This is a genomic window from Neobacillus nitrireducens (assembly GCF_030915405.1).
Lineage (GTDB): Bacteria > Bacillota > Bacilli > Bacillales > Cytobacillaceae > Neobacillus.
The window spans coordinates 4,305,770-4,329,543 of record NZ_CP133262.1 but is presented as its reverse complement, the minus strand read 5'-3'; the positions used below and the strand labels follow the sequence as shown (position 1 = coordinate 4,329,543).

At 39.3% G+C, this 23,774-nt stretch carries 24 protein-coding genes; 7 read left to right on the top strand and 17 right to left on the bottom strand.

Annotation, left to right across the window (positions count from 1 at the left end; all coding sequences use genetic code 11):
- Positions 1 to 205 precede the first annotated feature (205 nt).
- The 3 genes from RCG22_RS21035 to RCG22_RS21025 are packed head-to-tail and all read left to right on the top strand — an operon-like array spanning position 206 to position 2,694.
- The gene (locus tag RCG22_RS21035) at positions 206 to 838 is read left to right on the top strand and encodes a GNAT family N-acetyltransferase (protein WP_308104555.1); all 633 of its coding nucleotides are present in this window, start codon (positions 206 to 208) and stop codon (positions 836 to 838) included.
- 39 nt (positions 839 to 877) lie between these two features.
- Positions 878 to 1,525: an acetoin utilization AcuB family protein gene (locus RCG22_RS21030; RefSeq protein WP_098260096.1), complete on the top strand. Its 648-nt coding sequence runs from the start codon at positions 878 to 880 to the stop codon at positions 1,523 to 1,525.
- Positions 1,522 to 2,694: an acetoin utilization protein AcuC gene (locus tag RCG22_RS21025; protein WP_308104554.1), complete on the top strand. Its 1,173-nt coding sequence runs from the start codon at positions 1,522 to 1,524 to the stop codon at positions 2,692 to 2,694. The genes RCG22_RS21030 and RCG22_RS21025 overlap by 4 nt, the downstream gene beginning before the upstream one ends.
- A 36-nt stretch (positions 2,695 to 2,730) precedes the next feature.
- Here the strand turns inward: RCG22_RS21025 and ccpA are convergent, their stop codons facing one another.
- From ccpA to RCG22_RS21000, 5 genes are all read right to left on the bottom strand, one after another.
- Positions 2,731 to 3,729: a catabolite control protein A gene (ccpA, locus tag RCG22_RS21020; RefSeq protein ID WP_098260098.1), complete on the bottom strand. Its 999-nt coding sequence runs from the start codon at positions 3,727 to 3,729 to the stop codon at positions 2,731 to 2,733.
- 258 nt (positions 3,730 to 3,987) lie between these two features.
- The gene (locus RCG22_RS21015) at positions 3,988 to 5,067 is read right to left on the bottom strand and encodes a bifunctional 3-deoxy-7-phosphoheptulonate synthase/chorismate mutase (RefSeq protein ID WP_098260099.1); all 1,080 of its coding nucleotides are present in this window, start codon (positions 5,065 to 5,067) and stop codon (positions 3,988 to 3,990) included.
- A 217-nt stretch (positions 5,068 to 5,284) separates the two neighbouring features.
- On the bottom strand, positions 5,285 to 5,614 hold the full coding sequence (gene ytxJ / locus RCG22_RS21010) for a bacillithiol system redox-active protein YtxJ (RefSeq protein ID WP_098260100.1): 330 nt from the start codon (positions 5,612 to 5,614) through the stop codon (positions 5,285 to 5,287).
- A gap of 96 nt (positions 5,615 to 5,710) precedes the next feature.
- Complete coding sequence (locus tag RCG22_RS21005; RefSeq protein ID WP_308104553.1) at positions 5,711 to 6,205, bottom strand: YtxH domain-containing protein; 495 nt, start codon at positions 6,203 to 6,205, stop codon at positions 5,711 to 5,713.
- 21 nt (positions 6,206 to 6,226) lie between these two features.
- On the bottom strand, positions 6,227 to 6,688 hold the full coding sequence (locus RCG22_RS21000) for a DUF948 domain-containing protein (RefSeq protein ID WP_308104552.1): 462 nt from the start codon (positions 6,686 to 6,688) through the stop codon (positions 6,227 to 6,229).
- 222 nt (positions 6,689 to 6,910) lie between these two features.
- Here RCG22_RS21000 and RCG22_RS20995 point away from each other — a divergent pair, with 222 nt between their 5' ends.
- Complete coding sequence (locus RCG22_RS20995) at positions 6,911 to 8,026, top strand: aminopeptidase (RefSeq protein WP_308104551.1); 1,116 nt, start codon at positions 6,911 to 6,913, stop codon at positions 8,024 to 8,026.
- Positions 8,027 to 8,068: 42 nt separating this feature from the next.
- Here the strand turns inward: RCG22_RS20995 and murC are convergent, their stop codons facing one another.
- The 6 genes from murC to RCG22_RS20965 all read right to left on the bottom strand — a co-directional run bounded on the left by murC (position 8,069) and on the right by RCG22_RS20965 (position 15,253).
- Positions 8,069 to 9,370, bottom strand: a complete 1,302-nt coding sequence (gene murC, locus RCG22_RS20990) for a UDP-N-acetylmuramate--L-alanine ligase (RefSeq protein WP_308104550.1) — start codon at positions 9,368 to 9,370, stop codon at positions 8,069 to 8,071.
- Positions 9,371 to 9,602: 232 nt separating this feature from the next.
- The gene (locus tag RCG22_RS20985) at positions 9,603 to 11,483 is read right to left on the bottom strand and encodes a DNA translocase FtsK (RefSeq protein ID WP_489685539.1); all 1,881 of its coding nucleotides are present in this window, start codon (positions 11,481 to 11,483) and stop codon (positions 9,603 to 9,605) included.
- 856 nt (positions 11,484 to 12,339) lie between these two features.
- Positions 12,340 to 13,128: a DUF1444 domain-containing protein gene (locus RCG22_RS20980; protein ID WP_308107219.1), complete on the bottom strand. Its 789-nt coding sequence runs from the start codon at positions 13,126 to 13,128 to the stop codon at positions 12,340 to 12,342.
- Between the two features lie 95 nt (positions 13,129 to 13,223).
- Positions 13,224 to 13,538 carry a thioredoxin family protein gene (locus tag RCG22_RS20975; protein WP_098260106.1) on the bottom strand — a complete coding sequence of 105 codons (315 nt, stop codon included), beginning with the start codon at positions 13,536 to 13,538 and terminating at the stop codon, positions 13,224 to 13,226.
- 79 nt (positions 13,539 to 13,617) lie between these two features.
- Positions 13,618 to 14,121 carry a DUF84 family protein gene (locus tag RCG22_RS20970; protein ID WP_308104548.1) on the bottom strand — a complete coding sequence of 168 codons (504 nt, stop codon included), beginning with the start codon at positions 14,119 to 14,121 and terminating at the stop codon, positions 13,618 to 13,620.
- Positions 14,122 to 14,179: 58 nt separating this feature from the next.
- Positions 14,180 to 15,253, bottom strand: coding sequence for a M42 family metallopeptidase (locus tag RCG22_RS20965; RefSeq protein ID WP_308104547.1), 1,074 nt, complete (start codon positions 15,251 to 15,253; stop codon positions 14,180 to 14,182).
- Positions 15,254 to 15,435: 182 nt separating this feature from the next.
- Here RCG22_RS20965 and RCG22_RS20960 point away from each other — a divergent pair, with 182 nt between their 5' ends.
- Positions 15,436 to 15,759: a PepSY domain-containing protein gene (locus RCG22_RS20960; RefSeq protein ID WP_308104545.1), complete on the top strand. Its 324-nt coding sequence runs from the start codon at positions 15,436 to 15,438 to the stop codon at positions 15,757 to 15,759.
- Between the two features lie 41 nt (positions 15,760 to 15,800).
- On the opposite strand, the gene RCG22_RS20955 is transcribed toward RCG22_RS20960, so the two are convergent.
- Positions 15,801 to 16,643: a YtnP family quorum-quenching lactonase gene (locus tag RCG22_RS20955; protein ID WP_308104544.1), complete on the bottom strand. Its 843-nt coding sequence runs from the start codon at positions 16,641 to 16,643 to the stop codon at positions 15,801 to 15,803.
- Between the two features lie 91 nt (positions 16,644 to 16,734).
- Complete coding sequence (gene trmB / locus RCG22_RS20950; protein WP_308104543.1) at positions 16,735 to 17,376, bottom strand: tRNA (guanosine(46)-N7)-methyltransferase TrmB; 642 nt, start codon at positions 17,374 to 17,376, stop codon at positions 16,735 to 16,737.
- A 162-nt stretch (positions 17,377 to 17,538) separates the two neighbouring features.
- Here trmB and RCG22_RS20945 point away from each other — a divergent pair, with 162 nt between their 5' ends.
- Entirely contained in the window at positions 17,539 to 17,817 is a 279-nt protein-coding gene (locus RCG22_RS20945) for a YtzH-like family protein (protein WP_098260112.1), read from the top strand.
- On the opposite strand, the gene RCG22_RS20940 is transcribed toward RCG22_RS20945, so the two are convergent.
- From RCG22_RS20940 to thpR, 4 genes are all read right to left on the bottom strand, one after another.
- Positions 17,818 to 18,591, bottom strand: coding sequence for a phosphotransferase (locus RCG22_RS20940; RefSeq protein WP_308104542.1), 774 nt, complete (start codon positions 18,589 to 18,591; stop codon positions 17,818 to 17,820).
- 219 nt (positions 18,592 to 18,810) lie between these two features.
- Positions 18,811 to 20,943: a type I pullulanase gene (pulA, locus tag RCG22_RS20935; protein ID WP_308104541.1), complete on the bottom strand. Its 2,133-nt coding sequence runs from the start codon at positions 20,941 to 20,943 to the stop codon at positions 18,811 to 18,813.
- Positions 20,930 to 21,913, bottom strand: coding sequence for a diacylglycerol/lipid kinase family protein (locus RCG22_RS20930; protein ID WP_308104540.1), 984 nt, complete (start codon positions 21,911 to 21,913; stop codon positions 20,930 to 20,932). Before RCG22_RS20930 ends, pulA begins: the two co-directional genes overlap by 14 nt.
- 15 nt (positions 21,914 to 21,928) lie before the next feature.
- Complete coding sequence (gene thpR / locus RCG22_RS20925) at positions 21,929 to 22,504, bottom strand: RNA 2',3'-cyclic phosphodiesterase (RefSeq protein WP_308104539.1); 576 nt, start codon at positions 22,502 to 22,504, stop codon at positions 21,929 to 21,931.
- Positions 22,505 to 22,674: 170 nt separating this feature from the next.
- Between thpR and cysK the strand changes: the two genes are divergently transcribed.
- On the top strand, positions 22,675 to 23,604 hold the full coding sequence (cysK, locus tag RCG22_RS20920) for a cysteine synthase A (RefSeq protein ID WP_308104538.1): 930 nt from the start codon (positions 22,675 to 22,677) through the stop codon (positions 23,602 to 23,604).
- The last annotated feature ends 170 nt before the right edge of the window (positions 23,605 to 23,774 follow it).

Below are 23,774 nucleotides of genomic sequence, written 5' to 3'. Positions count from 1 at the left end.
GCCTTATTGTAAATTATTATAGTACAAATATAAACAATTCACAATTTTTAAAATTGTATTATATATTTATTTTTTTACTTTTATATACAAAAAGTCAATAATTATTTACTTTAAGACAGAAAATTTTGTGAAGTTACTTTTACCTAATAGATTTTATGTATAATAGAATTATTAATGGAATCATTTTTCCAAGGTAGGTGACCGTATGGAACACAAAAAGACATACAATGCCAAACAATTAAAAACACCTCATGGGTCTTTAATTGTTGAAGGGCCTATAACTTCAGATAAGCTTGCCGGCTACGAATTTCATGAGGATCTCATTGCATTTCGTCCGCCAGCGCAGCAGCATCAGGCTTTAGTTGGAATTGCAGAGCTTCCCGAAGGCAGAATTATTATTGCTAGACACCGGAACACCATTATTGGTTATGCTACTTTTCTATATCCCGATCCGCTTGAACGATGGTCAGAAGGGAAAATGGATAATTTAATCGAATTAGGGGCCATCGAGGTAATTCCTCAATTTAGAGGTTGCGCTGTTGGGAAAAACCTATTAATTGTCTCGATGATGGATGATGCGATGGAAGATTATCTTACCATTACCACTGAGTATTATTGGCACTGGGATTTAAAGGGGACCAAACTAAATGTGTGGGAGTACAGAAAGATCATGGAGAAAATGATGAATGCGGGCGGCCTTGAGTGGTATGCAACCGATGATCCTGAAATTTGTTCGCACCCTGCCAACTGTCTCATGGCTAGGATGGGTAAAAGAATTGATACAGAAACTATCCAAAAATTTGATCGTCTCAGATTTATGAACCGGTTTATGTACTAATTATTTTTCTGATATTTTCTGGGTAAGGGGGATTTTTTAATGATCGTAGAACAAATCATGAAAACTGATGTTGCAACACTTCTGCCAACAGATACCATTGCAGATGCAATCCAATTAATGGAGTCTAGAAAAATACGTCATATTCCAATAATTAATCAAGAGAATCATTTAGTTGGACTTGTCACTGTTTCGAAAATACATGAGGCGACTCCATCCATTTTTCATGCAAATGAGCATCCGGAAGACATGAAAAAGCCACTTGAGGCGATTATGGAACGAAATGTCATTACTGGACACCCACTTGATTTCGTCGAGGAAGTGGCAGGCCTTTTCTATGAGCATAAAATCAGCTGTCTTCCAATCATAAATAACCGTGAATTGGTTGGAATTTTGACCGAAACAGATTTGCTGCGGACATTGGTTGAATTAACAGGGGCCCATCAGCCAGGCTCACAAATTGAAATTAAGATTCCTAATCTTGCTGGTAAGCTCAGTGAAATTACCGCTGTGATTAAAAACCGGAAAGCAAATATTTTGAGTGTATTGGTTTATCCTGATAAAACGGATGAGCAATTTAAAATACTAGTGATTAGATTGCAAACAATGAATCCTACCGTATTAATTCAAGACCTAAGACAGGCGGGCTTCCATGTATTATGGCCCAATCTTCCGGGGATTTCACTATGAGCGATAAGTGTTCGTTTATTTTTTCAGAAGCGTCGTTGAACTATAAATTCAGCACTCAGCATCCTTTTGACCAATTCCGGCTTAAATTAACAGTGGACTTATTAGAGAAGATCAATGCTCTTAACCCAGAAGATGTCATCCCGCCAAGAATGGCCACAGTGGAAGAGTTAGCCTTAATACACGACGCAAGCTACATAGATGCTGTAAAAAAGGCAGGGAATGGCCAATTACCCTTAGAGATAGCCGAAAACTATGGCATTGGCACAGAAGATACTCCTATATTTCCTAACATGCATGAAGCAAGCGCCCTACTTGTGGGCGGTACATTAACGGCCGTCGACGAGGTAATGACTGGAAAGTCACTCCATTCACTCCATCTTGGTGGGGGTTTGCATCACGGATTCAGGGGAAAAGCATCAGGATTTTGCGTGTATAATGACAGCTCGGTCGCCATCAAATACCTTCAGGAAAAATATAATGCTCGTGTTTTATATGTGGACACTGATGCGCATCATGGAGATGGCGTTCAATGGTCCTTCTATGATGACCCAAAGGTCTGTACCTTATCGATTCATGAAACAGGTAGATATTTATTTCCTGGTACCGGCAATGTGAATGAGCGCGGTCAGGGGTTAGGCTACGGCTATTCTTACAACATACCAGTCGATGCCTTTACTGAGGATGAATCATGGCTCTACGCCTATTCACAAGCGTTTAGAGAAGTGGCTGAGTTTTTTAAACCAGATGTGATTCTTACTCAAAATGGCGTAGACTCCCATTATTTAGATCCGCTAACACACCTTTCATCAACAATGAAGATTTACCGAGAGATCCCAAGGCTTGCGCATGAAATAGCCCACCAATATTGTAACGGAAAATGGATTGCAGTCGGCGGCGGAGGATATGATATCTGGAGGGTAGTCCCAAGAGCATGGGCATTAATCTGGCTTGAAATGACAGAAAACTCAAACTGTTACGGAAGTTTGCCAAGGGAATGGTTAGATTCCTGGCAAAAGGAATCACCAGTATTATTACCAAAGGAATGGGACGACCCAAATAACTTATATACGCCTATCCCTCGAAAAGCTGAGATCACTGAAAAGAATTTATTAACCCTTGAAAAAGCACTCTACCCAATTAGAAGCCAGCAAAGAAGTGAGTCGGTTTAAAAAAATGGATTGACCAATTACGGTCAACCCATTTTCTTATTTCGTTGATTGTCGGTGTTCGATCCGATGTGGAAGAACCACAACTTGTTCTGATACCTTTTCTTTGTTCATTAATTTAGTTAACAGTCGCATCGCAACTGCGCCGATATCATATAATGGCTGAATGATTGTTGTTAGCTGCGGACGGACCATGAGTGAGAGTCTGGTGTTGTCAGATGTGATTACCTCAAAATCTTCAGGGATCTTATAGCCTTTGTCCTCTGCACCATGTACAACGCCAAGTGCCATTTCATCCGATCCTACCAAGATAGCTGTCGGCCTGTCAGCGGCTTCAAGCAGCTTTTCTATCGCTTCAATCCCTGAGTCGTACGTATAATCTCCTTCAACCACTAGTTCTTCATTGTAAGGAATACCGGATTCTGCTAACGCCCTTTGATATCCTCTCAGCTTTTTGAATGTATTTTTAGGTTCATGAAGTGGTCCAACAACAAAAGCAATATTTTTATGACCTTTTTCAATAAATTCCTTGATCGAGTCATAAACCGCTTCTTCATAATCAATATTTACTGAAGGCATTGTGCTTGATTCTTCGATCGAGCCTGCCAGCACAATTGGTACAGGTGATTTTCCAAATTCCTCGACATGCTCTGCAGTAATATTTCCACCCATGAAGACTAATCCATCCACTTGTTTACCAAGCATTGTATTGAGCAAATGCAATTCTTTATCTTTGTTCTGATCCGAATTACTTAAAATAATATTGTACTTATACATCGTTGCAATATCTTCTATCCCACGGGCCAATTCGGCAAAAAAGATATTTGAAATATCCGGAATAATAACCCCGACTGTTGTGGTCTTTTTGCTGGCCAAGCCTCTAGCAACCGCATTCGGCCGGTAGCCTAGTCTATCAATTACATCCAGCACCTTTTTTCGAGTTACCGGCTTTACATTCGGATTCCCGTTAACTACACGGGAAACGGTTGCCATTGAAACATTGGCTTCTCTTGCTACATCATAAATAGTAATATTCACTTAACACACTCTCCTAAAACGAAAATCGTTTTCATTATTTTACTTCAGCTTGTATAAAATTAATCATTTAGTTTTTGTTTTTGTTTGTGAGAACGTAAACAATCTTTAATATGTATTTAATGATACGACAAGAAGTTCAAAGCCGCAATTGCATTTGTCAACATTTTTCACAAAGTTACTAAATATTATCATAAAAATATAAAAAACCTTCTGCACTAAAATCGCAAAAGGTTTTTTATATAATCTATCCATTTGAAATTAAAGTCGTACGTAGTTAGATGCGAGCAGTTCATTATAGAACTTTTCAAACTGATCTAGATCCATTTGCTGCTTTTGATCCGAGAGTGCCACGGCAGGATCTGGATGAACCTCAGCCATAACACCGTCTGCACCAATCGCAATCGCTGCTTTCGCACATGGTAATAATAAATCTCTTCTACCTGTTGAGTGTGTTACATCAACCATTACAGGTAAATGGGTTTCCTGTTTCAAAATCGGAACTGCTGAAATATCAAGGGTGTTTCTTGTCGCACGTTCGTATGTCCTTATGCCGCGCTCACAAAGAATAATTTGCCCATTCCCTTGTGCGGCAATGTATTCGGCCGCATTGATAAATTCTTCGATTGTCGCCGCAATTCCTCTTTTTAACAGAATTGGTTTCTTTACCGAGCCGGCTGCTTTTAACAGTTCAAAGTTTTGCATATTACGCGCACCAATTTGGATGACATCGATATAATCTATAGCCATTTCAATATCCGCCGGGCTCACTATTTCACTGATCACTGCCATATCAAATTCCTTAGCCACACGTTTCAAGATTTTTAAACCCTCAACGCCCAACCCTTGGAAATCATATGGAGAAGTTCTTGGTTTATAAGCGCCGCCACGCAGAAGTTTTAGACCTTTTTCCTGCATTGATTTTGCCACGGTTGCCACTTGCTCATAGGATTCTACGGCACATGGACCAAATACAAAGTGAGGTTTGCCATCGCCAATATTTTCACCTTTCAGAGTGACAATTGTGTCTTGGGGCTGCTTTTTCCGAGAGACTAATAACGCTTTACTATGGTCATCCTGTTGCAGGTCAAGACCCGCTTTAAAAATCTCTTTGAAAATATGGTCAATGGTTGAATTATCAAAAGGGCCATCATTATGCTCTTTAATAATATCAAGCATTCTTCTTTCACGGACAGGGTCGTAACGGTAAACCCCTTGGTTTTCTTTCACCCGCCCAATATCTTGGACAAGCACGGCTCTTTCATTAATTAACCTCAGCAATTCTAGGTTTAGTTCATCGACACGCGACCTCAATTGTTCTAATTCAATCTTCTTGCCCATCTTCCGTCCCCGTCCTTTCCTCAGCTAAACAGAACTGCATTTAATGAGAGCGTTCTGTATGCATAAAGTCCATCTGTCATAGGATTATTGTTTACAACCTAAAAATTTAAATATTATAACATTTTAATAATTAGGGTTTATTATATCGGATATCATTTGGTTTGTCACCTATTTTTTCTTTATTGATTAAACGCTTTTAAGCGCTAAAGTATTTTTATTAATTTTCCCCAAAAGCACTGGTCAAAGACCGACTTGTAATTTTCCAGTGAGAAGCATTCCATAAAGGCTCTCCATTTGAGAACAATATGGTTTGTGGTGATTCATGTTTGATTTGGAACTTTTCTGCTACTTCATTGGATAACGGACGGGAATCCTGAACAGCTAAGAAATAAGTAGGTACAGCTTGATTCTCATTTGCAAATTTTTCATATTCCTTATAGGCAGCATGGCTAATTGGACAGGTTAAACTATGCTTTAAGAGAAAAAACTTACTCTCCTTTTTTATAACGTCGTCAAATTGTTCAATCGAATCAATTTTCTCTAACATGTGTACATACCTCCAGAAATAAAATAAACGGTGAAGTAATTTTATCACTCCACCGTTTGTATCACAAATAATCAGATTTAGCATGCTGCTAATTTTTTATAGTTTAACTTTGTTTTCTTCCTCATCAAATGCCTTTTCAGCTTCTTCAAGTTTTTTTCTTATTTCAGAACTATCTAGATGTCCAATCGGGATTGACCGTTTCGATTCTGTCTTCTCATTCGGAGTATGAAGAGGGATATAATTTAAGACTCCTTCTTCCTCCAACTCATCATGACTCGTTATTTTCCCCTTTACCTTACTCAAAAGCCCTGCTGATTGCAGGACAATCCCTTGGGATAGAGTGGAGCCTTTTGACACAAATTCATTACTTTTTGTGATAACATTTTCGCGAATATTGGCTGTCTTATCAATGACCGTTCCCGCTTGGTTAGTAAACTTATTGCGAAGATCTTTTCCTGTCTTTGGAGCCAATAGCAGTGCTGCAGCTGCACCAACAACTCCACCGATAATTGCTCCCAGCAAAAAGCTATTGGAAGACTCCTCATTCCGAGTTTGATTCGTATCTCGTGAATCATATTCTCTATTAGGCATCTTAATATCCTCCTCTATATTCTAATGAGATCTAACCTTCTTGCTTTCATCTAAGCTTACCGTCGTTTTTTGCTGTTTCCTTGCCTGCCACTTATCCTTCAATTCCAGTATGATATTACTCCACTGAACAATTTGCGAAATTTTTTCTTTACTTTCCTCGACTTGCATATCCACAGTTTGAGTAATGTTTTGTAATGTCCCATTGAATTTGGTAACCGTTGTACCTACGTCTTTTACCGCTTCAACCACACTGTTTAAACGATCCGTTTTCATCTTAATGTCATCCGCAAGTGCGTTTGTTTTTTGGAGAAGAATTGTGGTTTCTGCTGTAACGCCATCCAACTGCTTTTCTAATCCGGTTAATGTTTTTGAAACGCTTGTAAGTGTAACTTGAAATGATTTGAGTGTTGTCGATAAAAAGATGACAAGCACAAAAAACGCGATTGCTATCAAGGCTACGCTTAAGTATAAAATAATTTGCATCGTGCACCTCCGCCTTAATCCTATCAATATGTATTACCCATCACGGAAAGTTATAAACCTCGTTAATTATCTTATACTACTTCCATATAATTGTCTTCATCTCCTGCCGCTTCTTATAAAAATTTCATCAGGGATTGACATAAAAGTTTTATTTTTCAACTTTCAGCCTTCATTCGGTTACAATATGAATGTACCTACATATTTCTGTTGGAGGCGTAAAGAATGAAAGATCCTCGTATTGAAAAGTTAGCAAAAAACTTAATTAATTATTCGGTCCAGCTTCAAAAGGGTGAAAAGGTTTTAATTGAAAACTTTGGGCTTCAGCGTGAACTTGTGACCGCTCTTGTAAAGGAAGCCTATTTAGCTGGTGGATACCCTTTTGTGTTGTTAAAGGACCATCAGGTCGACCGTTCGCTCTTATTAGGAGCACAGGAAGAGCAATTTAACATGATGGCAGAGTTCGAAGCAAATGTGATGAATAAAATGGATGCGTACATAGGTCTTCGTTCGGGAGATAACATCAGTGAACAATCAGATGTTCCTGATGATAAAATGAAAATCCATGGTAATACAATTGGTAAAAAGGTTCACCGTGATATCCGTGTCCCTAAGACAAAATGGGTTGTCCTCAGGTATCCAACTTCATCAATGGCCCAATTAGCAAAAATGAGCACCGAAGCCTTTGAAAACTTTTATTTTGATGTTTGTAACCTCGATTATGGAAAAATGGATATAGCCATGGATAGTCTGAAAGAGCTAATGGACCGAACAGAAAAAGTTCGAATCACTGGTCCAGGAACAGACCTTAGCTTTTCTATTAAAGATATTCCAGCTATTAAATGTGCCGGACGGTTAAACATTCCTGATGGTGAAGTTTATACCGCCCCTGTTAAAGACTCAGTTAATGGAGTTATTACCTATAACACACCTTCTCCGTATCAAGGTTTTACATTTGAAAATGTGAAGTTGACGTTTAAAGATGGGAAAATTGTCGAAGCGGAATCCAATGATTCCAGCCGTATCAATAAAATTTTTGATACAGATGAAGGGGCTCGTTATATTGGGGAATTTGCGATCGGGGTCAATCCATTTATCCTTAATCCAATGCAGGATATCTTGTTTGATGAAAAGATTGCTGGCAGCTTCCATTTTACTCCTGGGCAATGTTATGATGATGCGTTTAATGGGAACCATTCAAATATCCACTGGGATATGGTTAATATCCAACGTCCTGAGTATGGCGGCGGGGAAATGTATTTTGATGAGGTACTAATTCGTAAAGATGGGCTGTTTGTTCTTCCTGAGTTAGAAGTATTAAATCCGGAAAACCTTAAATAAAAAGAAAGGATGTCAGCTATTTTTGCTGGCATCCTTTTCAATTTATTTAATAAGTTGTTTTTCGTATGATTCCTGGAATTTTTGAATGTCTCCGGCGCCCATAAAGATTATGACGCTGTCTTCGTTCTGATTTAATACAGAAGTATTTTCCTCAGTAATTATTTCAGAGCCTTCAATTCGATCCTGTAGATCTTTAATGGATAGTTTTCCATGGTTTTCACGAGCAGAGCCAAAGATTTCACACAAATAGGCTTTATCTGCTTCACGCAAACTTTTTGCAAAGTCTTCCAAGAATGCTTGAGTACGTGAAAAAGTATGTGGTTGGAAAACCGCCACAATATTTCGATCCGGGTATTTTTGCTTAGCCGCATCAATCGTAGCTTTTATCTCAGTCGGATGATGCGCATAATCATCGATTAATATCTGTGACCCTATCCTTTTTTCTGAAAATCTCCTTTTGACACCTTGGAAGGTAGTTAATTGATCCTTGACTACCTCTACATTTATTTCTTCATAATGACACAAACCGATAACGGCAAGTGCATTTAACACACTATGATCGCCAAAGGTCGGGATCGAGAAGGTATCATAGAATGTATTGCGAATAAATACATCAAAGCTTGTTCCGCTTGTTGATTTCACAATATTTTTGGCTTGGTAATCATTTTCATCGCCAAATCCATAAAACAAAACAGGAACCTTGGCTTGAATTTTCTGAAGTTGCTCATCATCGCCATAAGCGAAGATTCCTTTTTTCACCTGAATGGCCATTTCTTGAAATGCTGAAAAGACATCATCAATATTAGCAAAGTAATCGGGATGATCAAAATCGATATTTGTCATAATCGCATAATCAGGAAAATAGGACAGGAAGTGCCGTCTATATTCACAGGCTTCGAACACAAAATATTCTGCGCCTTCTCTACCTTTGCCGGTTCCGTCGCCAATTAAAAAGGAAGTAGGCTTAGCTCCTTCAATCACATGGGCAAGCAAACCTGTAGTCGACGTCTTACCGTGCGCACCAGTAACGGCAACACTCGTAAAGTTCTGCATAAAGTCGCCCAAAAACCGATGGTAACGCACAATAGGAAGTCCAAGTTTCATGGCTTCTTGAATTTCTTCATGGGTATCTGGAAAAGCATTTCCTGCAATAATCGTCATTCCTGGCTTAATATTCTCTTTTTGAAAGGGAAGGATTGTTATCCCTGATTGTTCAAGGGCCAGTTGTGTAAAAAAGCGCTTTTCGACATCGGAGCCTTGCACCTTAAATTTCATATCATGTAGAACTTGTGCGAGTGCACTCATTCCAGACCCCTTTATACCTACAAAATGGTAAATAGTCATAGAAGAACCTCCAACAACGTCTATCTGTAAAACAGTATATGACATCTGTCTGTATTTGCTAACAAGAAAAACTGAGTGCTAATACACCCCATAAATTAAGTAACTTTTAAAAACATATTTAATTATTATACCACTGTTCACCCTGAAAAACTATTTGCAACTTTAATCTTTAGCGCCGCACTAGTCAGTCCACTATATATTATTTATCCCTGCCATTAAAGAATACTATAGATTAATTATTTGTACTAGCATCTTGAATGGACTCTAAATCAGCTAAAGTAATTAATACTTCACGTGCCTTGCTTCCATTGGCGCTTGTAATATAGCCACTGGTCTCTAGCATATCCATCAATCTGGCGGCACGGTTGTAGCCTATTTTAAAACGTCTTTGCAGACTTGAAGTGGAGGCACCGCCTTGGTCAATAATAAATTCACATGCTTCATAAAAAAGTTCATCTTCATTTTCAGTTACTTGTGCTTTTTTTAATAGTTCGTCTTGCTCGAACAAGTAATCGGGTTCCCGCTGCTCCCTCACATGACCTACTACAAGGTCAATTTCTTCATCCGATACAAACGTTCCTTGCAAGCGGACTGGTTTGGAAGAGCCATTTTCTAAAAATAGCATATCTCCTCGTCCGAGTAACTTTTCTGCACCGCTAATATCAATAATAGTCCGTGAATCGACTTGTGATGAAACGGAAAAGGCAATCCGTGTTGGAATATTTGCCTTAATTAATCCTGTAATGACATCAACTGATGGTCTTTGAGTCGCAACGATCAGATGAATACCACAGGCCCTAGCCTTTTGAGCAATCCGACAAATGGCTTCTTCTACATCTGCAGGGGACATCATCATTAAGTCTGCTAGCTCATCAATAACAATCACAATGAAAGGAAGTTTATCAGAATACTGCTTATGCTTTATAGCCAATTCATTAAAGCGATTAATGTCACGAACACCGGTATGTGCAAATAATTCATACCGTCTTTCCATTTCCTCTACTGCCCATTTTAATGCAGCCGTCGCTGCCTTGACATCTGTAATGACTGGACTAACAAGGTGGGGAATTCGATTGTATGGTGCAAGCTCAACCATTTTTGGATCAATGAGCAGAAGCTTTAAATCTTCCGGGCTCGCTTTAAATAGTAAACTAACCAAAATGGTATTAATACAAACACTCTTTCCTGACCCGGTTGCACCAGCAATCAGACCGTGAGGCATCTTCTTCAAGTCCGTTACAATCGGTTTACCGGCAATATCCAGACCAAGGACAGCTGTTAGTGGCGAAGTAGATTCTTTAAATATACTGCTTTGAATAATTTCATTAATGTATACCGGTCGTGATTTTTGGTTTGGAACTTCTATCCCAATGGTATGTTTTCCGGGAATGGGGGCTTCCATCCTAATATCCCTAGCGGCAAGGCTTAACTTGATATCATCGCTTAAATTAGTTATTTTGTTTACCTTGACACCCGGCTCCGGTTGAACTTCGAAACGAGTAACAGAAGGACCTTGGGTCACATTCACCACACTGGCACCAACATTAAAGTTTTGTAGGGTTTCGTTTAATATCTCCTCTTGCTCTAGCAGCCATTTGGTATCATTCATTACTGTAACTGGAGGGTTAAGTAAACCATCTGTTGGGAAGGTATAATAACCGTCGTCCGTGGTTTCTGTACTCTCTTTTTCATTCACTGGGAAGAGATCAATGACTTGACTAACCGCCTCAGCCTGTTTATTTTCTATTGGGATCTCGATCTGCTGTTCCATAACTCTTATTCGCTTTCGCTCTTCCCATTTCTGTTTGTCTTGTTTTAACATCATCACATTAAATGGCATATGCTTCCGCTTAGGTTCAGACGGTTCAGGGGATTCCTCCACTGCTTCTTCTGTGGACACGAAATCAGCTATTTTTTCAATGCCCCTTATTGGAGTCTCTGCAATAGCAATTTCTTTTAGAGCAGTCTCTAATGGATCTTCTGCAACAGCGATTAATTCAATCTCTTCCTCTAGGGTATCTTCTTCTGATGCTAATAATTCTTCCGCTTCATGGACTGAATCATTTTCTCCCTCTTGTTGAACAACATCCGTCTCAACTTCTACAAGTGGCATTCGAACATATGGAGCAAGAATCCATTCAGGCGTTTCAGAAGCGGGAGGTTCCGTAATATCTTCCACATGTTCTTCCCGATAGTCTTCTTTTTTAGTTGTGTCTGAATCTCGTACGTGCTTGTCATTTTTTGAAGGAACCGTCAACTCAATCCCCGAAATCACATCTTTCGAAGCAGTTAAGCTGTCTAAGCGATTTTCAACATCATCCTGTAAAAAATGGCTCAATTCGTGCTCCACTATTGTATTCGTGTTCTTTGGACGATTGAATCCAAAAACAGGAGAAGGAATTTCGGTTGGCTGAAAAGGGCCGCTTTTTCTTATCAACGGTTCTTTTTTTGTTTTAGGCACTTCCATTTTAACTGTTTTTACTTCAGGTTTTTCAGTTATTATTTTTTTTATATGAACACGTTCTTTTCTATTTTCTGGAACACGTTCTGTTCTTTTTTCAGGAAGTAGCTCATTTCTTTTTTGACGTAATGTTTCTTCCTTCTCCTTCTGAGTTACCCTAGGGAGCGGAGGATAAGAAGGACGATAACTGCCTTTTGGGTATTGATAGGAAACTTTGGTATCTAGATCTTTTAGATTTTCATATTTGTTTAATAACGGCAGACCTTCATGTTTATGTAAAATGTAACCGTTAAATTCTTCATCCTCTTCATCTTTTCTTAATCTTTGAAAAAGGTTTTGGAACCAGCTCAAAACTATCACTCTTTCTACGTTCTTCTATCACTCTATTTTATCAGTTTTTCATATTATATCGACACAATTCTTTTAAATGAGTCAAAATACATGCAGACTAAATATTGCGCATTGAAAAAAGATCACCATACACGATGTGATCCTTCTTCTCCCTTGATTATTTATTTTTCCCTAAAATAAAAATAGGTTCAAATTCACCATTTTCATATAAAAAGGATAAGGCGGTGATTGGCACATGACCGTTTGCGAAAAAGCTCATTGCCATTTGCGCAAGCACATCATAGCCTCGATCATTACGAATATCTGCGATAATTAATACATCCTGATGCGGAACAGCTAGAACCATCGTACCGGTAATCCTCTTCTCCACTTCATGAAGAAATCCCTTATTTAAAATCCGACTTGCGTCGTAGCCATCATTTGTATTAAGAAAATAAAAGCTATTGCCAGCCACTTGATCTTCTTTGAGGGGGGTCGACAGGGACCTTACATTAAATAAGGCAATTTCCTTGATTCTCTTTTCCTCCCAGCCCTCTTTAGCCATGATGCGTGAGTCAATTAAACGATAGGTATTGCCTTGATCATACGCATAATAAATTTTTGTTTCCGCTGTGTGGTCGTCAATTAAGAATGGTACGCCCTCTTCTGCTTCTTTCGGGAAAGACGAGGAGCGGATGACGGGAAAGATTTTTTTCTCATGATTGGTTAATTGAACATCGTCCTCCATGGCGCGGAGCCCTTCTTCGATATAATAAACGACTTCATCAATCGCTTTTTCCTTTTCAACATGCCATTTGGCAATAATCCCGGGTAACGCTACGGTTATCCCTTTACCTGTCAGCTTACTTTCAAAACGAAGCTGATCTTTCTCACGGTCATAGGAAATCACCCGGTCTTTATTAGCCAAGCGTTGCTCTAATTCACTTTTCATTTTTCTGCTATCCATTTTCATTTGTTAATCCCTCCAATTTAGGAGCTTGCACTATTTATATTACATGAAAAACCCTCCATCTCAAAAGGTGATGGAGGGTTTCAGAATTTTTATTTCAACCCTGAAATAAAACCTTCAATTTCTTCTTGTGTCTTTCGGTCCTTACTTACGAATCTGCCAAGCTCTTTCCCATTTTCAAAGGCAATAAAGCTTGGGATGCCAAAGACATCTAATTGCTGACATATTTCAATAAACTGATCACGGTCCACATGTATAAAGGTATATTCATTAAATTTGGCTTCTACTTCCGGTAGTATCGGTTCAATTACTCGACAGTCCGGGCACCAGCCCGCTGAAAACATGAAGATGGTTTTCCCATGATCACGCAGCTGTTCGAATTGTTCTGTTGACTCTAAATTCTTCAAATTCAACGCCTCCGTTTGGATTTATGCCTTACTCAATTATCTTCACAAATCATATCAGCACTAAAGCTTTTCAGTCCAATTATATGCTTCTTTTGTATTGTCCCACTAAAAGGTTCATAACATGAGTAAACATTTCCGATCGATTAACCATTCCACTTGTAAAAATCCCGACAGCGCCTTCTTGTTTCCTTACGTTTTTATTTTTTGCATAATCTTCCATGACGGGTCCGAGTTCTTCCCCTGCTCTTAATCGGACTGCAATTTCTTCAGGGAGAGGGATCCTTGCACCACCAGCAATAATCGGCTCGCTCTCGTTCGTTACGAGAGCGCCCCAGTTACAAATGAGTAATCCGTAACTTGTTTCCTGAACGCCTCCCTCAAGTCCAATCCCAATATCGCCATTTCCTTGTTTTAAGGCGGCTTCAGCCCGGTTAATGGCTCCTTTAATCGTTTCTTCGTCAGAAAATGGCTGCTCGCTTACACCTGATGGGATATCTAACGAAACAAACTCCCCTTCATGAGAGAAACTATTTTTTACCGCAGTAATTTTAGCTGGGTTCTTTGATCCAATAATAATTTTCATGATGATAACTCCTCTTTTGACAAATTAAAGGAGGCATATAAATGCCCCCTTCTTAATATCAGCAGTTTGCTTTAATGGTATCGATCGTTGTTTGGTCACAGGCCTTGACTAAATTAACGATTAACTCTTTAGCCGCTGCATAATCATCTATATGAACGATCGAGGCATGGGTATGAATATAACGCGAACAAATACCGATTACCGCGCTTGGTACTCCCTCATTTGATTGATGAACACGGCCTGCATCTGTTCCGCCCTGCGAAACAAAATATTGGTATGGAATTTTATGAGTTTCCGCTGTATCAAGTACAAACTCTCTCATCCCGCGGTGCGTCACCATTGTCCGGTCAAGAATGCGGAGTAACGCCCCTTTACCTAATTGGCCAAACTCATTTTTATCACCTGTCATATCATTTGCCGGGCTTGCATCTAGTGCGAAAAAGATGTCAGGGTTTATCATATTGGCGGCTGTTTGTGCCCCGCGTAAACCCACTTCTTCTTGAACCGTTGCTCCTGAATATAGCGTATTGGGTAATTTTTCGTCTTTTAATTCTTGAAGCAGTTCAATCGCAAGACCGCAGCCGTAGCGATTATCCCAGGCTTTAGCTAATATCTTCTTCGGATTCGCCATTGGCGTGAATGGACAAATAGGCAAGATGGCCTGACCAGGCTTAATCCCTATTTGTTTCGCATCTTCACGATTATCGGCACCGATATCGATCAGCATATTTTTAATTTCCATTGGCTTATTGCGCTTGGAATCGTCTAATAGATGTGGTGGAATCGAACCAACGACACCAATAACAGGACCATTATTTGTCATTACTTGAACACGTTGGGCAAGTATCACCTGACTCCACCATCCGCCAAGCGGCTGAAAACGAAGCATTCCATTTTCAGTAATTGATGTTACCATGAAGCCTACTTCATCCATATGACCAGCTACCATGACAGTAGGACCTGTCTCCATGCCTCTTTTCACACCAAAGATGCTGCCAAGATTATCTTGTACAATTTCATCTGAGTATTGGGATAATTGTTCCCTCATGAATTTTCTTACTAAATGTTCGTTTCCAGGGGCAGCTGGAAGTTCTGTTAACGTTTGAAAAAGCTTTAAGGTTTGTTCGTTCATTTTTCCTGAAGCTCCTTTGGTTTCTCAAATTTATTTATGTAGATAATTGTATATTACAGAATTTTGGTTTCTCTTTCCATCAATTGAATTTAATATCGGTAATAGTATGTTCCTACCAACAAATACGATATACTGAGAGAAGAATCCTATCTTTTCCAAATTTACCTTTTGGAGGTCCTGCTATGAATTGGAAGTCGTTTCTCCTCGGTGCAGCCGTTGGTATCATCGGAGGATATGCTGCAAAAGAAGTTATTGCCTGTAAAATGCATGTCTCACCTGAAAAAGTCTTAGAACAAGTGAAAAAACAATTTAATCAGAATGGGACAATCAGTGGATCATGGATACATATGGAAGCAGAGCCGTATGAAAAGCAGCAAATCAATTATCGTGTCTACAAGGGTGGAATATCTAAAAATAACAATGGTACAAACGAGCAATTTGAATTTATTGCAGATGCGCAAACAGGAACACTTATCGACGTGAGTATCTTATCTAATATATCTTAACCAAAATAGCCGTTCCTTCCATGGAAACGGCTATTTTTGACTTATCCTCCTCTCTTAATACTCTCTACTATTTCTTTCCCATTTGCATCCCACTTTACTGCACGGTAAAAGGCATCATGATAAAAGCTGAACCAAGCGTTTTTTTCCAACCCGTAGGGCAGCCATTTTTCCTTTGCTGCGATTGAGGTCATCGGGTAATCATCATAAGCCATTACCCATAATACCGGTTGGTGGGCATGTGTAGCCATCAGGTCTGCCATATGAATTAATATTTCCCCCGCATCCTCTATGATAAGGATGGAATGTCCATCGCTATGACCACCTGTATGGACCATTGTAATTGCTCCTAAATTCCACTTTCCCTCAAACGGAACCACCTGTGATTTAATTGCTTCCCAGTTCTCTTTCCAATATGTATTTTTTGAACGAATATTCGGATTCTGCATTTCGTCCCATTCTATTCGTGAAGTTATAATTTGTGCATTGGGAAATGCGGATACATATTGCCCCTTTTCAAGCTTTGTCAGACCTCCAGCATGGTCAAAGTGCAAATGGGTCATTAAAACGTAATCAATCTCATCTGCCCTTAAACCTAAACTTTCTAACGATTCATCTAGCTCCGATTCACTAGTGACCCCATAGTTTCTTAATTGTTTTTCCGTTAACTTTCCTTTCCCAATCCCAGTTTCAACTAAGAAGTTCTTTCCATCCATTTGCAAAACAAAAGGGTCTGTTGGCAATTCAATCTGGTTTTTCTCATTGTGTGGATATTTCTTAGACCATAATCCTCTTGGAACTACCCCAAACATAGCCCCACCATCTAAATTGGTTACCCCTCCAGATAACCATGTCAGTGAGACGCCGCCAATTTTTAATGTTTCCAACTTTTCATCCCCCTTTTTTCTATATTTTAACATTGACTCCCTGGTTTAAGAAACCAAAAAGAACAGTTCATAATTGAACTGTCCCCCCAAATTAGTTTGGATATATGACTTCACAACGGTAAATTCGATGACCTTTTTCCGAAAATTTTTCTTCATACTCTGTCATGATATTTCCTTCATACTCACTATTATGAAGGTCTAGACTTACATATTTTAATAACAAGCCGTACGCAGAAAAACTCATTAACGAATATTCAAATAAACCCTGATTGTCGGTTTTAAAATGAATTTCCCCACCATCAACCATAATATCCTCATATAGCTTTAAAAAATTTTTATACGTTAATCTTCTCTTTTCATGGCGCCCTTTTGGCCATGGATCGGAAAAGTTTAAATAGACCTGATTTACATCATTCTTCGCAAAGTATTTCGCTAAATCATTTGCATTTACATTAAGAAGCCTGAGATTCGGTAAATCCGCTTCAACTAAACGGTCTAAAGCCGTAATGATGACACTATCGTAAAGTTCAATCCCCATATAATTAATCCCCGGATTGGCTTTCGCCATTTCGGTCATAAATTGCCCCTTGCCAGTACCTACTTCAATATGAAGGGGGTGATTATTACCAAATACTTCGTGCCACTTTCCTTTAAATTCTTCTGGATTGGCAACTACATATTGAGGGTATTGATCTATTCTTTCCTTTGCCCAAGGTTTATGTCTGACTCTCATTTCTGACACTCCTAAAAATAATATTGTTTTCTATATATCATGCACCAATTGTCCAACAAGTTTAACTATATGGTAATAAGATGATGCATAAACAAAAAAAGAATTCACAACCTAACAGTGTGAATTCTTGTTTTTAAATAACACTTGAGAGGGTGTACATTCATGCCATTAAGTCATGGTGACCAAGTTACATTGTTAAAAGATATATTAAACAATCACCAAACCGATTGTTGCGGATCCGTCTCCGAATGCGAACAACTGGAGCGCTTAGTGAAATCCCTAATGGTAAACACACAGGTTGATCAAAATGTAAAAAATATCTTACAAGAAGTATACCAATACAGCCAACATGGGGTTGGTACTTCAGATTTAGATCAACACATCTTATCTAACCAAGAAAACTTATCAAATTGGGTAAGTGATATTGGACAGTTTTCATAACTAGAGAATTTCATCTAAAAACTTGATCCACTTGTTCATTTCTTCCAAGCGATCTTTATTTTTATACCATTGGATCGAAGAAAGAGTTTGAATGGTCACATACCACTTCATGCGCAGTTTAAGATTTTCGGTCAGCTTTTCACCATAAAGCTCTAGCCAATCCTGCCAGTTATTCTCTGGAATATACCAATAAAGGAGCATCCCCAGGTCAATGGCAGGGTCGGCAATCATTGCCCCGTCCCAATCAATCAAGTACAACTGGTTGTCTTCTGCAAGCAGCCAGTTGTTATGGTTGACATCACCATGACAAACCACTTTTTCATCGCAATAGACATTTAAAGCTTCCTTTTTTAAAAAGTCCATTGCTTTTTGCGATTCAGGCAAGTGGAGCACCTCTTCATCTAACTCATTCGCAACCCTTTGCAATAATGGTTCGGGATGCAATGGAGCGCTCTCTAGCCGGCTTAACATTCCTAGCATCGGTTCTGAGCAATGAATTTTCTTTAGCAGTCTCGCAACGAGCTCTTGGTTCATTTCTGACGGCTTTAACTCTCTGCCGGGAAGCCATTGCTGTGCAGTTATGACATCTCCACTTTCCAACCGTTTTGTCCATACAAGCTTTGGGACAATACCTTCCGCTGAAAGAACAGCTAGAAACGGAGATGAATTCCGCTTTAAGAAAAGTCTTTGGTCTTTATATTTTGCATAAAAGGCTTCACCTGTTTTGCCTCCAGCAGGGGTAATTTCCCATTCTTGTCCAAGTATATGATCCAAAATTGCTCACCTTCAATTTATGCCGTTCTTATGGGCTTATTCCCCTTCTGATTAAGAGATAAAACCAGTGCTGCCGGAAGGTCTTATATTACCACAGTTTCATCAACAGCTCTTTATTTTTTAGAAATAAAAAAAAGCTATTGAAACCATTGCACACAATAGCCATCTTAATAAATTTTATCTCGAATTACCTTTTTTCGTCAAGTAAATCTGAAGAAACTATTTTTTCAGTAAAACATTAATGGATACTGGTTCCAAAATAAATTCTCCACCAGACAAAAACTTCTTGGAAGAAATTTCAGCTTGGTTATGATCAGCTAACACCGTCCAATCCCCATCTGGAATTAAAACTGTTTGCTTCTTGGATGAAGAGTTAATGAATAAGAGCAGCTCATCCTCACTGGTAAACAAATATCCCAACACCGGTACTTCACATTGTAATTGGCGGATATTTGTACGAATTTCAGCAGCAGTTCTCATTCGGAAACAAGGAAACGTTTTACGGATTTGAAGAACCCCTTTAATATATTTTACGTTTTCTTTATACAAAATTTTTCGTTCCCAATCAAGCTGATTGGTTTCATCCGGGGAACGATAACTATTCCCATCACCCTTTTTTGTCCGAAAGAACTCTTGACCGCTGTGAAGAAAAGGAATTCCCTGTGACAATAAGACAATACTTGTAGCGAGACGATGATACTTGATTCGTAAAGAATCATCTGCATCAGGGAGACAAGCAAGAAGTTTATCCCACATTGTATGATTATCATGGCATTCAACATAGTTCACGGATTGGAACGGTTCTTGAAAAACGGCCGACTCCTGTTTCGTGAAACCGACACTCCCCGTAATTGCCTCATTCGCCGCCTCTAGGTAGTGCTCATTTCCTAAAGCGTAGCCCTTATCAAACAAATTAAAGGAACTACCCTTTATACAATCACGAAATCTATCATTGAATTGAGCTATGTTTGGCATTTTTGCTTGATTGGCAATTGTTGCTTTCTGCTCGACTGGAAGTGGTGTGTTCAGACCCCAGCCTTCACCGATGATTATAGTTCCTTTTGACAGTCTGTCGCACTCTTTCCTTACTTCAGACATGGTCTCTACATCCAATATTCCCATCAAGTCAAAACGAAACCCATCAATATGATATTCCTCCAGCCATAACGAAATGGAATCCACGATAAATTTTCTGACCATTTTCCGTTCCGATGCAATATCATTCCCCACACCAGTCCCATTTGAAGGGAGGCCGATATCATTATGGCGAAAATAATATCCAGGGACTACCTTTTCAAAGGAAGATGTCTCACGGATGTATACATGGTTATAAACTACATCCATGATTACTCGAAGACCAAGACTATGAACTTGATCAATTAACTCTTTTAATTCAATGATTCTTGAATAGGGATTGGCAGGATTCGTAGAATAGCTTCCTTCGGGAGCGTTAAAATGAAGCGGATTGTATCCCCAATTATATTCATTACTTGGCCGCCGTTCATCCACACCGGCAAAATCATGGAAGGGGAGGAATTCTATATGGGTAATCCCCAAATCTTTCATATAAGCTAACCCGGTAGGTTCTCCGTCTATCCCTTTTGTATTTAGCTCTGCTGCACCAAGATAAAGTCCTTTATTCTTTACACCGCTTTTGGAGTGAATGGTGAGGTCCCTAATATGTGTTTCATAAATGATGGCATCTACAGCACTTTCAATTGAGGGTAAGCTTGGACGCGGCCTACGTGTTTTCTCAAGACTCACAATGACTCCAAGCTCTCCGTTGACAGTCACCGCCTTAGCATAAGGATCGACTGCCTCACGCCATTCTTGATTCACAAGGATGAGGAAACTATAATGATAGAATTCTAAATCACGGTTAACCGTCACTGACCATATGCCGCGATCCTCACGTTTCATTTTTACAATTTCTGAAAAACTGCTATTAGCAGGCCGTAACTTTATTTTTACTTGCGTGGCGGTAGGTGCCCAGAGTTTAAAAATGGTTTGCCCAGCATGTAAGGTAACTCCAAGGTCATTCCCATCATAATAGAATTTCTCATCAAAGGCTTCCGTACGAATCACAGCACCAATTTGCAGGTCAGTTTTCCCACCATGTTCATCAATAATCAAATATTGTTTATCAAAGGAGTAATCCTTTGATAATTCACAAATATATTTCATTTTATTATCAATTTGTAACTTCTCTATGATTTTCAATGGATGTTCTTGAAAATCACTCGAAATTAAGAAAGAGGATGACAAACCGTGATGGTAGGAAAGTGGAAGAAGAATCGTAATGATCTTCATCTCATCTAGATAAGCAAAGAAATTTCGGTTAGTAGCAATCATTCGAGTCCCTCTCTTTCAACACCACTTCTTCCGCACGTTTTCTTCTCGTTAACACCTTTAAAGCGCTTGCTTGAAGGTTGATATCTAAAGGTGTTAATCCAATATGCTCCCCATCTGCATGGACAAAGAGTTTTACCTGCGAATGGATGGAAACATCCCTGCCTCTATATGTTTTTACTTCTTTAAAATGGATATGCTTTCCCCAAAACACGCTGACAAACACAAGTAAGAGCTTCCATCTGGATAATCTTTGAACAACGGTTATATCAAATAATCCATCATCAGGCTCTGCAGCAGGAGCAATTTTCATCCCCCCACCATAAAATGGTTGATTGGAAACCGTTACAAACCATGTTTGTTCAAATATATGCTTTTCTCCGTCAATTGATAAATCAATTGTAGAGGTTTTATAAGTAAATAATTTTTTTAAGAGGAAATAAACATAAACCATCCTGCCCAGCGAAAGTTTATTGAATATAGCCTTCATCCGAGATTGATTCACTTCATAGGAAATGGTAGCATCAAACCCTGCCCCCATATTGTTAATGAAATAGTGCTCCTGGGAATCATTCATGGTAACTTTCCCTACATCAATTGGCTGACCTGTTTGTTTCGCCAGGCGGAGAATCATCTCTAAAGCTTCGACGGGGTCGACAGGAACTTGAAATCCTCTTGAAAAATCATTCCCAGACCCGCCTGGAATAAATCCTAATGTAATATGATGCTCCTTCACTGCACCATTCACCACTTCATGCATCGTTCCATCCCCGCCAACTGCAATGATCATCTTTTGCACCGGATTCTTTAGTGCTATTTGACCGGCAAGGATATTTGCATGACCCGGAAATTCAGTAAAGAAGGCAAGATAGGGTACCTTTTTTACCATAAGCTGCCGTTCCACTCTCTCCCATATTGTAAAGCAGTGGCCGTTGCCGGCTTTTGGATTAACAATAAAGTAAATTTCTTTCATACGACCAACCTTTAGTTAATTTTTATCTACTAGCGGATATATTTTTATCGCTTCATACTTTGGTGTTTTATCAAGGTGTGTTTGATAAATTACTACTTCAACTGCTTCAAATGATAGGGGGACAGGCTGAAATTCTTCCCAAAGACCAAGCAATTCGGGTTGGAAAGGTTGTTCCCCTTTCCACTTTCTAGCAAGCGTGATATGAGGACGAAATGGCCTTGTTTCAAGCTGAAACCCTGCTTCCTCACAAGCGGAAAATACCTTATTTCTAATCGATTGCAAATTTTTGCTTTCCTCAGTATCAGCCCAAAAAACACGCGGAGAGTCAACATTTCCAAAAAATCCAAGTTTATTGATTTTCAAAGTAAATGTTTGCACATCTTTAAGCGCTTCTTGAACTTGATTCTCTGCCTGTTTAAGTTTATCAGGTGGAGCACTGCCTAGGAATGCTAAGGTTATATGCAAATCTTGATAATGGACCCAACGGCTAAATGGGATCCTTTCCTTTATTTTTTCGATATGTTCTTGCATCCTTAATTTCGTTTGTTCCGGGATTCTTACGGCAAAGAAAAAATGAGAGCTATGTTCCATTGTGATGTTCCTTTCTTCTTTGAGTTAATTTTAGTCTATTCTGTCCTAAATGTATCTAATTACAGACAGACAATTGACCGATTTTTTTTACAAAGCCCTAAAACTTATTTATGATGAAGTAGGAATCTAAAATTTAAGAATTTACTACAAGTATTGAAAGGACGGTCCTTATGAAAGTAGTTAACAATATTGCTGAATTAATCGGGGATACACCCTTAGTTAAATTAAACCGATTAGCACCTAAAGACGGTGCCGCGGTTTATTTAAAGCTGGAGTACTTTAATCCCAGCAAAAGCGTAAAAGACCGGGCAGCTTTTAATATGATTATCGAAGCAGAAAAGGCTGGAAAATTAACAGCAGGTTCAACTATTATCGAGCCAACCAGCGGCAATACAGGGATTGGCCTTGCCATGAATGCATCGGCTAGAGGCTATAAGTCGATTATTGTGATGCCTGATACAATGACACAAGAGCGAATCAGCATCCTAAGAGCATACGGCGCGGAGGTTGTCCTTACTCCCGGAGATAAGAAAATGCCAGGTGCTATAAATAGGGCACTGGAATTAGCAAAGGAGATCCCCAATAGTTTTGTCCCGATGCAATTTGAAAATCATGCAAACTCGGATGCCCACCGGTTCACTACCGCAGTTGAAATTATCGAAGCAATGAAAGAAATTGGGAAACCGCTGGCTGCTTTTGTTGCCACAGCTGGAACTGGTGGAACCATCACTGGAACAGGTGAAACCTTAAAAGAGCACTTTGAAAACTTAACGGTCCATGTGGTCGAACCGAAGGGCTCACCTGTTTTGTCAGGCGGAAAACCAGGGAAACACAAGCTAGTTGGGACTAGCCCAGGTTTTATCCCAGTTATTCTGAATCAAGATGTTTATGATGAAGTTCATCAAATTAATGATCAAGATGCCTATGATATCGCACGCCGTTTGGCGACCGAAGAAGGAATTCTTGTCGGACCATCCTCCGGCGGTGCCTGCTTCGCAGCCATAGAAGTGGCAAAACGCTTAACTCCTGATGATGTAGTCGTTTGTATAGCCTGCGATACCGGGGAAAGGTATTTATCGAGTGACTTATTTCAGTTTTAGTAAGAAAAGCGGAAGCGCCCTGTTCAGCGGCGTATGGCCTGGAGCGCTCCAACTAAGATAAAGGAAACGTCGATTGGCAAGCCGAAAGCGAAGACAGAGATGTAGTTGAATTTATGCGTTAATATTTATGGAATTCTTATTAAAGGACACAAGAATTGACGTATGAATTA

Coding starts and splice junctions, on each gene's coding strand:
- RCG22_RS21035 (WP_308104555.1), top strand. CDS start 206: ATGGAACACAAAAAGACATACAATGCCAAACAATTAAAAACACCTCAT.
- RCG22_RS21030 (WP_098260096.1), top strand. CDS start 878: ATGATCGTAGAACAAATCATGAAAACTGATGTTGCAACACTTCTGCCA.
- RCG22_RS21025 (WP_308104554.1), top strand. CDS start 1,522: ATGAGCGATAAGTGTTCGTTTATTTTTTCAGAAGCGTCGTTGAACTAT.
- RCG22_RS21015 (WP_098260099.1), bottom strand. CDS start 5,067: ATGGGCAAGAAGATTGAATTAGAACAATTGAGGTCGCGTGTCGATGAA.
- ytxJ (WP_098260100.1), bottom strand. CDS start 5,614: ATGTTAGAGAAAATTGATTCGATTGAACAATTTGACGACGTTATAAAA.
- RCG22_RS21005 (WP_308104553.1), bottom strand. CDS start 6,205: ATGCCTAATAGAGAATATGATTCACGAGATACGAATCAAACTCGGAAT.
- RCG22_RS21000 (WP_308104552.1), bottom strand. CDS start 6,688: ATGCAAATTATTTTATACTTAAGCGTAGCCTTGATAGCAATCGCGTTT.
- RCG22_RS20995 (WP_308104551.1), top strand. CDS start 6,911: ATGAAAGATCCTCGTATTGAAAAGTTAGCAAAAAACTTAATTAATTAT.
- murC (WP_308104550.1), bottom strand. CDS start 9,370: ATGACTATTTACCATTTTGTAGGTATAAAGGGGTCTGGAATGAGTGCA.
- RCG22_RS20985 (WP_489685539.1), bottom strand. CDS start 11,483: ATGCCACTTGTAGAAGTTGAGACGGATGTTGTTCAACAAGAGGGAGAA.
- RCG22_RS20980 (WP_308107219.1), bottom strand. CDS start 13,128: ATGGATAGCAGAAAAATGAAAAGTGAATTAGAGCAACGCTTGGCTAAT.
- RCG22_RS20970 (WP_308104548.1), bottom strand. CDS start 14,121: ATGAAAATTATTATTGGATCAAAGAACCCAGCTAAAATTACTGCGGTA.
- RCG22_RS20965 (WP_308104547.1), bottom strand. CDS start 15,253: ATGAACGAACAAACCTTAAAGCTTTTTCAAACGTTAACAGAACTTCCA.
- RCG22_RS20960 (WP_308104545.1), top strand. CDS start 15,436: ATGAATTGGAAGTCGTTTCTCCTCGGTGCAGCCGTTGGTATCATCGGA.
- trmB (WP_308104543.1), bottom strand. CDS start 17,376: ATGAGAGTCAGACATAAACCTTGGGCAAAGGAAAGAATAGATCAATAC.
- RCG22_RS20945 (WP_098260112.1), top strand. CDS start 17,539: ATGCCATTAAGTCATGGTGACCAAGTTACATTGTTAAAAGATATATTA.
- pulA (WP_308104541.1), bottom strand. CDS start 20,943: ATGATTGCTACTAACCGAAATTTCTTTGCTTATCTAGATGAGATGAAG.
- RCG22_RS20930 (WP_308104540.1), bottom strand. CDS start 21,913: ATGAAAGAAATTTACTTTATTGTTAATCCAAAAGCCGGCAACGGCCAC.
- thpR (WP_308104539.1), bottom strand. CDS start 22,504: ATGGAACATAGCTCTCATTTTTTCTTTGCCGTAAGAATCCCGGAACAA.
- cysK (WP_308104538.1), top strand. CDS start 22,675: ATGAAAGTAGTTAACAATATTGCTGAATTAATCGGGGATACACCCTTA.